Genomic DNA, 15153 nt, shown 5'->3' with positions numbered 1-15153 from the left:
CTCAGCCTCCGATCCGGGAGAACGCCGCCTCATGGGCGCGGCGGCGCTCCACATCACGGGCGAAGACCTCCCGGGCGACCTGAGCGAGCGCCTGCGCGGGGGCGTGCAGGTCGAGGCGACTGGCCTCCGCCACCTCCTTCGCCCAGTACGCCGGGACCTCGGAGCCCAGCGCACCGGTGATGGCACCCGTCATCGTGGCGATCGAGTCGCAGTCCCGGCCGTAGTTGACCGCGCCGAGCACCGCGTGGCGGTAGTCGCCGCGCGCGACGATCATCATGCCCAGCGCCACCGGGAGTTCCTCGATCGCGTGCACGCGGGACGCACGGCGGGCGCCCAGGGACGGCGCACGGTAGTCGGGTCCGACCGTGTCATAGGGCGCGACCGCCTCCCGCAGCGGCCTGAGCGCCGACTCGAAGTCCGAGTAGCGGGAGGCCGTGTCGCACACCGTCTCGATGGCCGCGCGTGTCCCGTCCTTGGCCAGCGACAGGCAGGCGGCCACGACCGAGTCGGGGGTGGCGCCCGGTGCGCAGGCCGCGGCGACCCCCGCCGCGAACACACCGGCCGCCTCCCTGCCGTACGAAGACTGGTGCGCGCCCGCCACGTCCAGCGCCTCGGCGTAGGCGCCCGCCGGATGGGCCGCGTTGACCAGGCCGACCGGTGCCATGTACATCGCGGCACCGCAGTTGACGATGTTTCCGACACCGGCTTCGCGCGGGTCGATGTGGCCGTAGTGCAGACGGGCCACGAGCCACTTCTCCGCCAGGAAGATCCGCTGGAGGGGGAGCGCCTCCGTCTCCAGCTCGGGGATCCAGCGGGGGTTCGTCATCAGGTCGGGGACCAGATGCCCGGCGACCGCGTAGGCGTCCAGATGGTCGCGGACGGTGGCGTACACCCGTACCAGGGCGTGGGTCATCAACGTGTCGTCGGTGACGTGGCCGTCGCCCTTGTGGTACGGGGCGAGGGCACGGGCCGTGCGCCAGGCGTCGCCGTGCCAGGGCCCGACGATCCCGTGTACCCGCCCGCCGTGCCGTTCGGCGATCTGCTCGGGGGAGTAGCCCTCGACCGGCCCGCCGAGGGCGTCGCCTACGGCCGCGCCGACCAGGCAACCGGTGATGCGTTCGTCGAGAGGGATCGTCTCGTCAGAAGTGGGCGTCATGTCCGAATCATCCACCTGGGGCGGCAAGTTCCGTCGTCTCCAGGAGTTCGGCGAGGTGTACGAGGTCCGTGCCGGTCAGCCGGGGCAGCGCGCAGCCGGAGAGGGTGCGGCAGGCGTCGCGCCAGGCGGGCGGGATCGCCTCACCGCCGCCGAGGGCACCGGTGAGCGCGCCGGCCAGGGCGGGGGCCGAGTCGGCGACGCGCGAGAGGCAGGCGGCGGCGGGCACGGCCTCCGCGATCCGGCCGCGGGCCGCCGTCGCCAGGGCGAGCGCGACGGGGACGGTCTCCGCCGCCGCGATGCCGTAGCTGTAGACGTGGTCGACGATCTGGTGCTCCAGCGCCGGGACGGCACCGAAGGCCCCCTCACCCTCGCGGGCCAGCTCCAGCGCGTGCCGTGCGTTGCGGCCGATCTCGGTGGACTCGGGGAGCTCGGCGAGCGCCGCCGCCACGCAGGTGTCCACCTCCTCCCCGCCGAGCGCGAGGGAGAGCGCCGCGGCCATCGCGCGGGCACCGTGCACCCCGTCGCCGTCCTGCGTGTAGCGGGCGTCGAACTCGGCCAGCTCGGCGGCGGCCCGCGCCTCGCCCGGGTGCGCCACGGCGAGGACGCAGGCCCGTACGCAGGCCGCGTCGTCGAAGTAGTGCGGGTTGTCGTGGCCGGTGGCGGGCGGGCGCAGCCCGGTGGCGAGGTTGCCGAGACCGGCGCGTACGGAGATGCGGGCGCGCAGGGCCAGCCGTGCGGACTCGACCTCGGGGGCGCGGTCGGCCGCGGCGGCGACCTCTCCGGCGATGGCGTTCCACGACAGGTCGATGGCGGCGCGCATCCTCCGCGAGCGGCCGAGGCCTCCCAGCGCGCCACTGTCCCCGGCGCGCAGCACGGCGTGCGCCGCGAACGCCGCCCACTCGGCGTCGTCCGACGGGCCGAGCCTGAGCGGATCCGGCGGCTGGTTGAGGGCGATCGGCACGGGCAGGGTGGTGGTCGCGTTCTGTTCGGCGAAGGTGTCCAGCTCCCGGGTCAGCCGCCGGGTCCACTCCGGCATACGGGCGGCCCGGTGCCGCGCGGCGGGCCACCCCGCGGCGTCCCCGGCGGCGAGCCCGAGCAGCAGCCCCTCGATGCGGCGGGGCCCCGCGGGGCGGCTCACGGCTCCACCTCTGCCGTGTCAACGGAGGCCGTGTCCACGCAGCCCGTGTCCACGCAGCCCGTGTCAACGAAGGCGGCCTCCGCGTATGCGGCCGGGCCGGGGTGCGCCCGCGGTTGCTGCCCGGTGGACCGCGGGGGGTCGCCGTCCTGGGGCGACGGGCGGTGTGATGCCGCCGTGGTGTGTGGTGCCGTCGTGGCGTGTGGTGCTGGCTGGGCGAGCGGTGTCGGCGGGGCGGATAGTGCCGGTGTGGTGCCCTGCGAGGGCGTTGGGTGGGGCCTTCGCCCGACGGCCGGGGTGTGGTCGACGGCCGGTCCCCGACTGCCGGGCGGTGCCGGGTCGGCGTCTCGGGCGGGTTCACCGGGGCGCGCCGTTTCGGCGGTGCCGGTCGGGTTGCCCGGTCGTGCAGGAGCGTCACCCCGCGCGGCGGAGCCGTCGCGTGGCGGGAGCGCGCCGGGCAAGGCGCTGCCGTCCCACAGTCCCGCGATGGCCGCGCCCCACTTCTCACCGTCCCCGGGCGCCAGCAGTTCGGCCACGTCCAGGACGTGATGGCCCTCCATGGACGGCAGGCAGCGGCCCCTGGCAGGTCCGATCGCCGCCGCCCACGCGGCCGGGATCGCCGAGATCCCGCATGTCGCCCCCGCCAGGGCGCCCGCGACCGCCGCCGTGGTGTCGGCGTCGCGGCCCATGTTGACCGCCGTGAGCACGGACTCCCTGAAGTCGCCGTCGGCCGCCGCGTAGGCGCCGAATGCCAGGGCCACCGCCTCGGGCGCGAGGTCCGTCCAGGGGTAGCCGCCGACCACCACCGCGGAGCGGACCGCGCGGGCGCCCCGGTGGGCCGCGGTGACAGCGCGGCGCAGGGAGCGGGCCGTCCACGAGTCGTCCGGGACGACCGCGAGCGCCGAGGCCACCACGGCGCTCACCGGCGCGCCCGCCATCGCCGCGGCGACCCCGGCGGCGACCGCCTGACCGCCGTAGATGCCCTCCCCCTCATGGCTCACCGAGCCGTCGATCGCCACCAGCCGGGCCGCCTCCGCGGGGTGCCCCACGGCGAAGACACCGAAGGGCGCGGCCCGCATGGCGAGCCCGTCGCTCCAGGCGTGCCGGTGCTGCGCCGAGATGGGCGCGGCAAGACCACGGCGCAGGTTCTCCAGCGTGCCCCGCTCGCTGAATCCCGCCCCGCGGAACGGCCCCTCGTCCCGGTCCGCGATCCACTCGTGCCAGGCCGCCTCCACATGCGCGACGGTGAGCGCTGAACCGTGCCGGGCCAGCAGCAGCCCCGAGAAGATGGCGTACTCGGTGTCGTCCGTGCCGGAGGGCCGCTCGGCGACGTACCCCGTGATACGGCCCCAGCGGGCGCGGATCTCGGACGGCTTCAAGTTCTCGGCGGGCGCTCCGAGCGCGTCCCCCACGGCGAGGCCGAGCAGCGCGCCGCGCGCCCGTGCACGGAGACCGGCGGTGTCCTCCCCGGATGGGCCGGATGCCGGCGCCGGGGGAGTGCAGGCGATGGCCACGGCGCCTCTCCTTTCGGGCACCCCCCTTTGCGGATCTGTGCCACGGGAACGCCCGGCCCCAGCACCGCACCCCTCAGCATCACCCGTCCGACATCTGTGCGGAGCTCGTCTCGGATGAGCGGTCAACCGTAAAGCTGCAGGTTAGCCCAGCCTTTCCTTGCTGGCGGCGCCGCAATTTCTGGCGTACTTTCGGTGTTGTCGAAAAGTGGAAACGGTCCAATCAAGGGGATCGATCAAGCACCAGGGGGGCCGGGTATGGCCATCATCGAGACCGAAGCGACGCTGCACGAGGCGCACCGCGACAACCACACGCACCGCGATGTCAACGGTGGCTGGCTGCGCCCGGCGGTCTTCGGCGCGATGGACGGCCTGGTGTCCAACCTGGCTTTGATGACAGGTGTCGCCGGTGGCGCCGTCAGTCAGCAGACCATCATCATCACCGGGCTCGCGGGCCTGGCCGCGGGCGCCTTCTCCATGGCGGCCGGTGAGTACACCTCCGTGGCCTCCCAGCGCGAGCTGGTCGAGGCGGAGCTCGACGTCGAGCGGCGCGAGCTGCGGAAGCACCCGGAGGACGAGGAGCGGGAGCTGGCGGCGCTGTACGAGGCGCGCGGCGTCGAGCCCGCCCTCGCCCGCGAGGTCGCGCGGCAGCTCTCCCGTGACCCCGAGCAGGCCCTGGAGATACACGCGCGGGAAGAGCTGGGCGTCGACCCGGGCGATCTGCCCTCCCCGGCGGTCGCCGCCGTGTCCAGTTTCGGATCGTTCGCACTCGGCGCGCTGCTGCCCCTCCTGCCGTATCTGCTCGGCGCCCACGCTCTGTGGCTCTCCGTGCTGCTCGCCCTCGCCGGGCTCTTCGCGTGCGGCGCGGTCGTGGCCAGGGTGACCGCCCGTAGCTGGTGGTACAGCGGGCTGCGTCAGCTCGCCCTGGGTGGCGCCGCCGCGGGTGTGACCTACGCCCTGGGCGGCCTGTTCGGCACCGCCGTAGGATGATGCGAAGCCCGCTTGTGCTTCGACCTGTATAAATAGTTGTTACCCGGCGGTTTCGAATGTCAGAACACCGGGCATGAGCCGTAAGCGCCGCGGGCAATGTCGCCTGTGCCGCACGCACATCGCATGGCGGCGGGCGAGGAAGCCCGCCCAGCCCGCGCCCCATTCCGGTTCGGTGGACATCGATCTGTCCGCTTGTGCCCCCTGACCCCATCGCCGCACGTGGAAACCCGCCCCACGCCTCGGCGATGTCCGCATGTTGGACTGGGCTATCCGGTTTCCGAGATCCACTCCATCATGTAACCTGCACGAAATTTCGCCACAGCAGAGGGCCAACGTCGTCCCTCGGCACCTGTTCCCGGGGCCGCTCCTAGACGGCCTGGGGGATTCCCAGCCACATGACGACGACGGGAGAGCCGATGCGTACGCCGCGCCAGCCGTCCCAGCATTCCGAGAACGGCCAGAACTGGTCGTTCATGGATGCTCGCCCTGCTGCGCAGGGTATGTACGACCCCCGTAACGAGCACGACGCCTGTGGCGTCGGCTTCGTGGCCACCCTCACCGGTGAGGCGAGCCATGCGCTGGTCGAGCAGGCGCTCACCGTTCTGCGCAATCTGGAGCACCGCGGCGCCACCGGCTCCGAGCCCGACTCGGGTGACGGCGCGGGCATCCTCTCCCAGGTCCCCGACGCGTTCTTCCGCGAGGTGGCCGGATTCGAACTGCCGGAGGCGGGCGGATACGCCGTCGGCATCGCCTTCCTGCCCGAGGCGGCGGCCGACGAGGCCGTCTCAGAGATCGAGACGATCGCCGCCGACGAGGGCCTGACCGTCCTCGGCTGGCGCGAGGTCCCGGTCGCCCCCGAACTGCTGGGCGCCACCGCCCGCTCCACGATGCCCGCCTGCCGCCAGCTGTTCGTCTCGGACAGCGGCAGCCAGGGCATCGACCTCGACCGCAAGGCGTTCGTGCTGCGCAAGCGCGCCGAGCGCGAGGCAGGCGTGTACTTCCCGTCGCTGTCCGCGCGCACGATCGTCTACAAGGGCATGTTGACCACCGGCCAGCTGGAGCCCTTCTTCCCGGACCTGTCCGACCGCCGCTTCGCCTCGGCGATCGCCCTGGTCCACTCGCGCTTCTCCACCAACACCTTCCCGAGCTGGCCGCTCGCCCACCCGTACCGCTTCGTCGCCCACAACGGTGAGATCAACACGGTCAAGGGCAACCGCAACTGGATGCGCGCCCGCGAGTCGCAGCTGGTCTCCGACCTGTTCGGGCCGAACGAGGGGCTGGAGCGGCTCTTCCCGGTCTGCACCCCGGACGCCTCCGACTCCGCGTCCTTCGACGAGGTGCTCGAACTCCTCCACCTCGGCGGACGCTCCCTGCCGCATTCCGTGCTGATGATGATCCCGGAGGCGTGGGAGAACCACGACTCCATGGACCCGGCCCGGCGCGCCTTCTACCAGTACCACTCCACGATGATGGAGCCCTGGGACGGCCCCGCCTGCGTCACCTTCACCGACGGCACCCAGGTCGGCGCCGTCCTCGACCGCAACGGCCTGCGCCCCGGCCGCTACTGGGTCACCGACGACGGCCTCGTCGTCCTGGGCTCGGAGGTCGGCGTTCTCGACATCGACCCCGCGAAGGTCGTCCGCAAGGGCCGTCTGCAGCCCGGCCGTATGTTCCTCGTGGACACCGCCGAGCACCGCATCATCGAGGACGACGAGATCAAGCGGACGCTCGCAGCCGAGCAGCCGTACGAGGAGTGGCTGGAGGTCGGCGAGATCGAGCTCGGTGACCTGCCCGAGCGCGAGCACATCGTGCACACGCACGCCTCGGTCACCCGCCGCCAGCAGACCTTCGGCTACACCGAGGAGGAGCTGCGCGTCATCCTCGCGCCGATGGCCAAGGCCGGCGCCGAGCCGATCGGCTCGATGGGCACCGACTCGCCGATCGCCGCGCTGTCCGAGCGCCCCCGCCTGCTGTTCGACTACTTCACGCAGCTGTTCGCGCAGGTCACCAACCCGCCGCTGGACGCGATCCGCGAGGAACTGGTCACCTCCCTGCGCTCCTCGCTCGGCCCCCAGGGCAACCTGCTGGAGCCCACCGCGGCCTCCTGCCGCAGCGTGGTCCTGCCCTTCCCGGTGATCGACAACGACGAGCTGGCCAAGCTCATCCACATCAACGCCGACGGCGACATGCCCGGCATGAAGGCCGCCACGCTCTCCGGCCTCTTCCGGGTCTCCGGCGGCGGCGACTCGCTCGCCGCGCGCCTGGAGGAGATCTGCGCCGAGGCCGACGCCGCCATCGAGAACGGCGCCCGCCTGATCGTCCTGTCGGACCGGCACTCGGACGCCGAGCACGCGCCGATCCCCTCGCTGCTGCTCACCGCGGCCGTCCACCACCACCTCATCCGCACCAAGCAGCGCACCCACGTGGGCCTGCTGGTCGAGGCCGGAGACGTCCGCGAGGTCCACCACGTGGCCCTGCTCATCGGCTACGGCGCTGCCGCGGTCAACCCCTACCTGGCCATGGAGTCCGTCGAGGACCTCGTCCGAGCGGGAACGTTCCTGCCCGGTGTCGAGGCCGAGCAGGCCATCCGCAACCTGATCTACGCCCTCGGCAAGGGCGTCCTGAAGGTCATGTCCAAGATGGGCATCTCCACCGTCGCCTCCTACCGCGGCGCCCAGGTCTTCGAGGGCGTCGGACTCGACGAGGCGTTCGTCGAGAAGTACTTCAACGGCACCGCCACCAAGATCGGCGGCGTCGGCATCGACGTCATCGCCAAGGAGGTGGCCGCCCGCCACGCCAAGGCATACCCGGCCTCCGGCATCGCTCCCGCACACCGTGCGCTGGAGATCGGCGGCGAGTACCAGTGGCGCCGCGAGGGCGAACCGCACCTGTTCGACCCGGAGACGGTCTTCCGCCTCCAGCACTCCACGCGCACCGGCCGCTACGACATCTTCAAGAAGTACACCTCCCGTGTGAACGAGCAGTCCGAGCGCCTGATGACGCTGCGCGGCCTGTTCGGCTTCACCTCAGAGCGCGAGCCGGTCTCCATCGACGAGGTCGAGCCCGTCTCCGAGATCGTCAAGCGGTTCTCCACGGGCGCCATGTCGTACGGCTCCATCTCCAAGGAGGCGCACGAGACCCTCGCCATCGCCATGAACCGGCTGGGCGGCAAGTCCAACACCGGTGAGGGCGGCGAGGACCCCGAGCGCCTGTACGACCCCGCGCGCCGCTCGGCGATCAAGCAGGTGGCCTCCGGCCGCTTCGGCGTGACCTCCGAGTACCTGGTCAACGCGGACGACATCCAGATCAAGATGGCCCAGGGCGCCAAGCCAGGCGAGGGCGGCCAACTGCCCGGCCACAAGGTCTACCCGTGGGTGGCCAAGACCCGGCACTCGACCCCCGGCGTCGGCCTGATCTCCCCGCCGCCGCACCACGACATCTACTCCATCGAAGACCTCGCCCAGCTGATCCACGACCTGAAGAACGCCAACCCCACGGCGCGGATCCACGTCAAGCTGGTGTCCGAGGTCGGCGTCGGCACGGTCGCCGCGGGCGTCTCCAAGGCGCACGCGGACGTCGTCCTGATCTCCGGCCACGACGGCGGCACCGGCGCCTCGCCGCTGACGTCGCTCAAGCACGCCGGCGGCCCCTGGGAGCTCGGCCTCGCCGAGACCCAGCAGACGCTGCTGCTCAACGGCCTGCGTGACCGCATCGTCGTGCAGACCGACGGCCAGCTGAAGACCGGCCGCGACGTCGTCATCGCCGCGCTGCTCGGCGCCGAGGAGTTCGGTTTCGCGACCGCCCCCCTCGTCGTCTCCGGCTGCATCATGATGCGCGTCTGCCACCTGGACACCTGCCCGGTCGGCGTCGCCACCCAGAACCCGGTGCTGCGCGACCGCTTCACCGGCAAGCCCGAGTTCATCGTGAACTTCTTCGAGTTCATCGCCGAAGAGGTCCGCGAACTGCTCGCGGAGCTGGGCTTCCGCTCCATCGAGGAGGCCGTCGGCCACGCCGAGGCGCTCGACGTCACCCGCGCCGTCGACCACTGGAAGGCACAGGGCCTGGACCTGGAGCCGCTGTTCCACGTGCCCGAGCTGCCCGAGGGCGCGGTGCGCCACCAGATCGTCGCCCAGGACCACGGCCTGGAGAAGGCGCTCGACAACGAGCTGATCAGGCTCGCCGCGGACGCGCTCGCCGCCGGCTCCCAGGCCGACGCCCAGCCGGTGCGCGCGCAGATCGGCATCCGCAACATCAACCGCACCGTCGGCACCATGCTCGGCCACGAGGTGACGAAGAAGTTCGGTGGCGAGGGCCTGCCCGACGACACCATCGACATCACCTTCACCGGCTCCGCGGGCCAGTCCTTCGGCGCGTTCCTGCCGCGCGGCGTCACGCTGCGCCTGGAGGGCGACGCCAACGACTATGTCGGCAAGGGTCTGTCGGGCGGCCGTGTGATCGTCCGCCCGGACCGGGGCGCCGAGCACCTCGCCGAGTACTCGACCATCGCGGGCAACACCATCGCCTACGGCGCCACCGGCGGCGAACTGTTCCTGCGCGGCCGTACGGGCGAGCGGTTCTGTGTCCGCAACTCCGGCGCGCTCGTGGTGTCCGAGGGCGTCGGCGACCACGGCTGCGAGTACATGACCGGCGGCCACGCGATCGTCCTCGGCGAGACCGGCCGCAACTTCGCGGCGGGCATGTCCGGCGGTGTCGCGTACGTCATCGACCTGAACCGGGACAACGTCAACCCCGGCAACCAGGGCGCCATCGAGGCGCTGGACGAGGCCGACAAGCAGTGGCTGCACGACGCGGTGCGCCGCCATGCGGAGGACACCGGGTCCACGGTCGCCGAGAAGCTGCTGGCCGAGTGGCCGGTCGCCGTGGAGCGCTTCAGCAAGATCATCCCCAGCACGTACAAGGCAGTGCTCGCCGCCAAGGACGCCGCCGAGCGAGCCGGTCTGACCGAGACCGAGGTCACCGAGAAGATGATGGAGGCGGCGACCAATGGCTGACCCGAAGGGCTTCCTGTCGCACGGCCGCGAGGTCGCCACGTCCCGCCCGGTGGACGAGCGTCTCAAGGACTGGAACGAGGTCTACGTTCCCGGCTCGCTGCTGCCGATCATCAGCAAGCAGGCGAGCCGGTGCATGGACTGCGGCATCCCGTTCTGCCACAACGGCTGCCCGCTCGGGAACCTCATCCCCGAGTGGAACGACTACGCCTACCGCGAGGACTGGACCGAGGCGTCCGAGCGGCTGCACGCCACGAACAACTTCCCGGAGTTCACCGGCCGTCTGTGCCCCGCCCCGTGCGAGTCGGCGTGCGTGCTCGGCATCAACCAGCCGCCGGTCACCATCAAGAACGTCGAGGTCTCCATCATCGACAAGGCGTGGGACAGCGGTGACGTCAAGCCGCAGGCCCCCGAGCGCCTGTCGGGCAAGACGGTCGCGGTCATCGGCTCCGGACCGGCGGGCCTGGCCGCCGCCCAGCAGCTCACCCGGGCGGGCCACACGGTCGCGGTGTACGAGCGCGCGGACCGCGTCGGCGGTCTGCTGCGCTACGGCATCCCCGAGTTCAAGATGGAGAAGCGGCACATCAACCGCCGTATCGAGCAGATGCGCGCGGAGGGCACCCGCTTCCGCACGGGCATCGAGATCGGCCGCGACCTCAAGGCGACGGACCTGCGCAAGCGGTACGACGCCGTGGTCATCGCCGCCGGCGCCACCACCGCCCGCGACCTTCCCGTCCCCGGCCGGGAACTCAAGGGCGTCTACCAGGCGATGGAGTACCTGCCGCTGGCCAACAAGGTCCAGGAGGGCGACTACGTCACCTCCCCGGTCACGGCCGAGGGCAAGCACGTCGTCGTGATCGGCGGCGGCGACACCGGCGCCGACTGCGTGGGCACCGCCCACCGTCAGGGCGCGGCCTCCGTCACGCAGCTGGAGATCATGCCCCGCCCGGGCGACGAGCGGAACCCGGCCGCCCAGCCGTGGCCGACCTTCCCGATGCTCTACAAGGTCACCTCCGCGCACGAGGAGGGCGGCGAGCGGGTCTACTCCGTCTCCACCACCCACTTCGAGGGCGACGAGGACGGCAATGTGCAGTGGCTGCACCTCATCGAGGTGGAGTTCGTGGACGGCAAGCTGACCCAGAAGTCCGGCACCGAGCGCAGGATCCCGGCGCAGCTGGTCACCCTTGCGATGGGCTTCACCGGCACCGACCGCGCCAACGGCTTGGTCGAGCAGTTCGCCCTGGACCTCGACGAGCGCGGCAACGTCGCCCGCGACGCCGACTTCCAGACGAACGTGCCGGGCGTGTTCGTGGCGGGCGACGCCGGCCGCGGCCAGTCCCTGATCGTGTGGGCGATCGCCGAGGGCCGCTCGGCGGCGCGCGGTGTCGACCGCTTCCTCACCGGGATCAGCGACCTGCCGGCCCCGATCCGCCCGACGGACCGCTCGCTGGTGGTCTGAGTGGGCGGATGCACGCGACCTGATGTGATCTGACGGCCGCTCATATACGTCCCGTACAAAGGCGTGCGGAACACAGACGGCGCCTGCCCACCAGTCCCCGACCGGACCAGAGGGCAGGCGCCGTCGCCTGTCGGGCTGAGCGGAAGTGCTCCGCACTGCTCGTCAGCCGGGACACCTTGTCCGCCGTCAGTGCGACCGGCAGCGCCACAAGCCCGAGGCAGGCGGCCGGACGGAGACCGGCATCCACCCCGGCGGAACGACCACGGAGCGGCTGATCCCGCTCATGTCCTCAGAAGCGGGGGCGGGCCGGCTCCAGGACGGTGTCCCGGCACTCCCGCGGGGTGCCCCACGCCGTGCGCAGCGCCCGCGCCTTCGTCAGCCACAGCGACAGGTCGTACTCGGCGGTGTACCCGATCGCGCCGTGCAACTGCAGCGCGGTCCGCGCCGCCGCGTACGCCGCCTCGCACGCCGCGACCTTGGCGGCGGCGACATCCGCCGGGTCCATGGTCACCGCCGCCCCGAACAGCAGCGGCCGCGCGAACTCCAGCGCCGTCTTCGCGTCGGCCAGCCGGTGCTTGACCGCCTGGAACGACCCGATGGGCACACCGAACTGAACCCGCTGCCCGGCATACGTCACGGTCCGCTCGAGCAGGGCGAGCCCGACACCGAGGGCCTGGGCGGCGGTCGCGAGACGGGCCCAGGACAGGACGTCCGGACCGGCGGCGCCCGGTATGCGCTCACCGCCGGGCAGCGGCGTCGCGAGCCGCCGGGCGGGGTCGAGCGAACGCCGCGTTCCGGGCAGACAGCCGGGCGCCAGCCGTGTCTCCCCGCCGTCGAGGGCGAGTACGACGTCGGCAGCGTCCCCGTCCAGCGCATACGGCGCGCCCACCGTGGCCATGACCTTGCCGGAGGCCAGCTGGGGCAGCAGCCGCGCGGCGTGCTCGGGCGCTCCCGGGAGCAGGACCGCCGCGAGCACCGTCTCCACCACCGGGCCCGGCACCGCGTGCCGTCCCAGCTCCACGAAGGCCACGGCAAGCTCCAGCGGCAACGCGCCCATGCCCTCGTACGCCTCCGGGACCGCCAGCGCGAACACCCCCGCCTCCGCGATCCGCGACCACAGCGCCCGCCCCGCGGAATGGTCGCCCGTGCTCCACGCCCGGACCACCGTCGGTGTGCCGGCCGAGGTCAGCAGCGCGTCCAGCGAGCGTGCGAAGGCACGCTGTTCCTCCGTGAGCAGGAACCGCATCAGCGGCGTCCCTTCGGCAGGCCGAGCAGCCGCTCGGCGATGATGTCGCGCTGGATCTCGTTCGTACCGGCGTAGATGGGGCCCGCGAGGGAGAAGACATAGCCCTCCGCCCAGTCCCCGTCCGCCAACTCGCCGTCCTCGCCAAGCAGATCGAGCGCCGTCTCGTGCAGCGCGATGTCGTACTCCGACCAGAAGACCTTGTTCAGGCTGGACTCGGGGCCCATCGGCTCGCCCTCGAGGAAACGGGAGGCGCCCGCGTAGGTGAACAACTGATAGGCACGGGCGCCGATCAGGGCATCGGCGACCCGGTCTCGCGCCGACGCGGGGCAGCCGCGCTCCCGCCACAGCCGCAGCAGCCGGTCGGCGGCGGCCAGATAGCGGCCGGGGGAGCGGAGGGTGAGCCCGCGTTCGTTGCCCGCCGTGGCCATGGCCACCCGCCAGCCCTGACCCGGTTCGCCGATCACGTCCTCGTCGGGGACGAACACCTCGTCCAGGAACAGCTCGGCGAAGGCCGGCTTGCCGTCGAGCCGCCCGACCGGACGGACCGTCACCCCGGGCGCCCGCAGGCCGAACATGAGATAGGTCAGCCCCTGGTGGGGTCTCGGGGTGTCAGGATCGCTGCGGAAGAGGCCGAACGCCCGGTCCGCGAACGCCGCCCGCGACGACCAGGTCTTCTGCCCGCTGAGCAGCCAGCCGCCGGACGTACGCACCGCCCTCGACCGCAGCGATGCCAGATCGGAACCGGCCTCGGGCTCCGACCACGCCTGCGCCCACACCACCTCGCCACGGGCCATCGGCGGCAGCACCCGGGCGCGCTGCTCCTCGGTGCCGTGCTCGAACAGGGTCGGAGCCAGCAAGCTGATCCCGTTCTGCCCGACGCGGCCCGGCGCCCCCGCCGCGTAGTACTCCTCCTCGAACACCAGCCACCGCATGATCCCCGCGTCCCGGCCTCCGTACGCCGCCGGCCACGACACCACCGACCAGCGGTCCGCGGCCAGTTCGGCCTCCCAGGCGCGGTGGGCCGCGAACCCGCGCTCGGTCTCCAGCGAGGGCAGCGGCGTCGCGGGCACATGCTCCGCGAGCCAGGACCGGGCCTCGGCGCGGAAGGCCTCGTCGGCGGGGGAGTGGGCGAGGTCCACGGTCACCATCCTTCCCTAACAAGTGTTTGGTAGGTTAGCGTGAGGCCATGACAGGCGTCGAGACTCCGCCGTACATACCGGGCCATGGGCTGCTGAAGGGGCGCACGGCCGTCATCACCGCGGCGGCCGGAGCCGGGATCGGGGGAGCCACCGCGCGCCGCTTCCTGGAGGAAGGCGCGCGCGTGCTGATCAGTGACGCTCATGCGCGCCGCCTCAAGGAGCACGAGGCCGGACTCGCCCGGGAGTTCCCCGGCGCGGTGGGGGCCCTCCCCTGCGACGTCACCGACCAGACCCAGGTGGAGAAGCTCTTCGAAGCAGCCGTCCGCTCCCACGGCAGACTCGACATCGTCGTCAACAACGCGGGCCTGGGCGGCACGACCGCCCTCGTCGACATGACCGACGCACAGTGGTCGAAGGTCCTCGACGTGACCCTCAACGGCACCTTCCGCTGCGTACGGGCCGCCCTGCGCTCGATGAAGGAGACCGGCGGCGGCGTGATCGTCAACAACGCGTCGGTGATCGGCTGGCGCGCCCAGGCCGGACAAGCGCACTACGCCGCCGCGAAGGCGGGCGTGATGGCCCTGACCCGGTGCGCCGCGATCGAGGCTGCCTCGTACGGGGTGCGCGTCAACGCGGTCTCGCCGAGCCTCGCCATGCACCCGCACCTCGCGAAGGTGACCACCCCGGAACTGCTGGAGGAACTGACCGCCCGTGAGGCCTTCGGGCGCTACGCCGAACCGTGGGAGGTGGCCAACGTGATCGTGTTCCTGGCCTCCGGCTACTCGTCCTACATGACCGGCGAAGTCGTCGCCGTCAGCAGCCAGCACCCCTAGGCCTTGCGATGCGCCTGCCTCCCGGGGACCACAATGGGACCGTGCCGACCAAGAAGAAGCCCCAGGTGACCGCGGCGCCCGCCCGCCGCCGCGAACTCCTCGACACCGCCGCCGAGGTCTTCGCCGAGCAGGGCTACAACGCCACCACCGTACGCAAGATCGCGGACCACGCGGGAATGCTCGCGGGAAGCCTCTACTACCACTTCGACTCCAAGGAGTCGATGCTGGAGGAGATCCTGCGCACCTTCCTCGACGAACTCTGGGAAGGCTACGACACCGTCCTGGACGCCGGACTCGGCCCGCGCGAAACCCTCGAGGCACTGGTCACCGAGTCCTTCCGGGAGATCGACCGGCACCGCGCGGCCGTCGCGATCTACCAGAAGGAGTCCAGGCAGCTGGTGGCGCAGGACCGGTTCACGTTCCTCGCCGAATCGCAGCGCAGATTCGAGAAGGCGTGGCTGGCCACGCTGGAACGCGGGGTCGACGCACGGGTCTTCCGCGCCGACCTCGACGTCCGCCTCACCTACCGCTTCGTGCGTGACACGGTGTGGGTCGCCGCGTCCTGGTACCGGCCCGGCGGACAGCACAGCCCGGAGGAGATCGCCCGCCAGTACCTGTCGATGGTGCTCGACGGGATCGCCGTCCGCGAATAGCACGATGTGAACATCCGTCCTG

The 15153-nt window shown here is 72.0% G+C and carries 10 protein-coding genes; 5 read left to right on the top strand and 5 right to left on the bottom strand.

Annotated features, from left to right (window positions below):
• Position 1 precedes the first annotated feature (1 nt).
• The 3 genes from ABZ845_RS00960 to ABZ845_RS00950 are packed head-to-tail and all read right to left on the bottom strand — an operon-like array spanning position 2 to position 3799.
• Complete coding sequence (locus ABZ845_RS00960; protein WP_360971438.1) at positions 2–1156, bottom strand: ADP-ribosylglycohydrolase family protein; 1155 nt, start codon at positions 1154–1156, stop codon at positions 2–4.
• Positions 1157–1163: 7 nt separating this feature from the next.
• Entirely contained in the window at positions 1164–2294 is a 1131-nt protein-coding gene (locus ABZ845_RS00955) for an ADP-ribosylglycohydrolase family protein (RefSeq protein WP_360971435.1), read from the bottom strand.
• Positions 2291–3799 (bottom strand): ADP-ribosylglycohydrolase family protein, encoded by a 1509-nt coding sequence (locus ABZ845_RS00950; protein ID WP_360972410.1) that lies wholly within the window; start codon positions 3797–3799, stop codon positions 2291–2293. Before ABZ845_RS00950 ends, ABZ845_RS00955 begins: the two co-directional genes overlap by 4 nt.
• Positions 3800–4060: 261 nt before the next feature.
• Between ABZ845_RS00950 and ABZ845_RS00945 the strand changes: the two genes are divergently transcribed.
• The 3 genes from ABZ845_RS00945 to ABZ845_RS00935 all read left to right on the top strand — a co-directional run bounded on the left by ABZ845_RS00945 (position 4061) and on the right by ABZ845_RS00935 (position 11260).
• Positions 4061–4792, top strand: coding sequence for a VIT1/CCC1 transporter family protein (locus ABZ845_RS00945; RefSeq protein WP_360971432.1), 732 nt, complete (start codon positions 4061–4063; stop codon positions 4790–4792).
• Between the two features lie 416 nt (positions 4793–5208).
• Positions 5209–9804 carry a glutamate synthase large subunit gene (gene gltB / locus ABZ845_RS00940; RefSeq protein ID WP_360972408.1) on the top strand — a complete coding sequence of 1532 codons (4596 nt, stop codon included), beginning with the start codon at positions 5209–5211 and terminating at the stop codon, positions 9802–9804.
• Complete coding sequence (locus ABZ845_RS00935) at positions 9797–11260, top strand: glutamate synthase subunit beta (protein WP_360971429.1); 1464 nt, start codon at positions 9797–9799, stop codon at positions 11258–11260. Before gltB ends, ABZ845_RS00935 begins: the two co-directional genes overlap by 8 nt.
• A 289-nt stretch (positions 11261–11549) precedes the next feature.
• Here ABZ845_RS00935 and ABZ845_RS00930 read toward each other — a convergent pair whose 3' ends face one another.
• Both ABZ845_RS00930 and ABZ845_RS00925 read right to left on the bottom strand, forming a co-directional pair.
• Positions 11550–12506: an acyl-CoA dehydrogenase family protein gene (locus tag ABZ845_RS00930; RefSeq protein ID WP_360971426.1), complete on the bottom strand. Its 957-nt coding sequence runs from the start codon at positions 12504–12506 to the stop codon at positions 11550–11552.
• On the bottom strand, positions 12506–13645 hold the full coding sequence (locus tag ABZ845_RS00925; protein WP_360972406.1) for an acyl-CoA dehydrogenase family protein: 1140 nt from the start codon (positions 13643–13645) through the stop codon (positions 12506–12508). The genes ABZ845_RS00930 and ABZ845_RS00925 overlap by 1 nt, the downstream gene beginning before the upstream one ends.
• 47 nt (positions 13646–13692) lie before the next feature.
• Here ABZ845_RS00925 and ABZ845_RS00920 point away from each other — a divergent pair, with 47 nt between their 5' ends.
• Together ABZ845_RS00920 and ABZ845_RS00915 are read left to right on the top strand one after the other, a co-directional pair.
• The gene (locus ABZ845_RS00920) at positions 13693–14478 is read left to right on the top strand and encodes an SDR family oxidoreductase (RefSeq protein ID WP_360971423.1); all 786 of its coding nucleotides are present in this window, start codon (positions 13693–13695) and stop codon (positions 14476–14478) included.
• A 41-nt stretch (positions 14479–14519) separates the two neighbouring features.
• Positions 14520–15131: a TetR/AcrR family transcriptional regulator gene (locus ABZ845_RS00915; RefSeq protein ID WP_360971420.1), complete on the top strand. Its 612-nt coding sequence runs from the start codon at positions 14520–14522 to the stop codon at positions 15129–15131.
• Positions 15132–15153: the final 22 nt, after the last annotated feature.

Source organism: Streptomyces sp. NPDC047022 (assembly GCF_040644155.1).
Lineage (GTDB): Bacteria > Actinomycetota > Actinomycetes > Streptomycetales > Streptomycetaceae > Streptomyces.
Note: the sequence above shows the minus strand (reverse complement) of the source record. Positions and strands in the feature narration are given on the sequence as shown.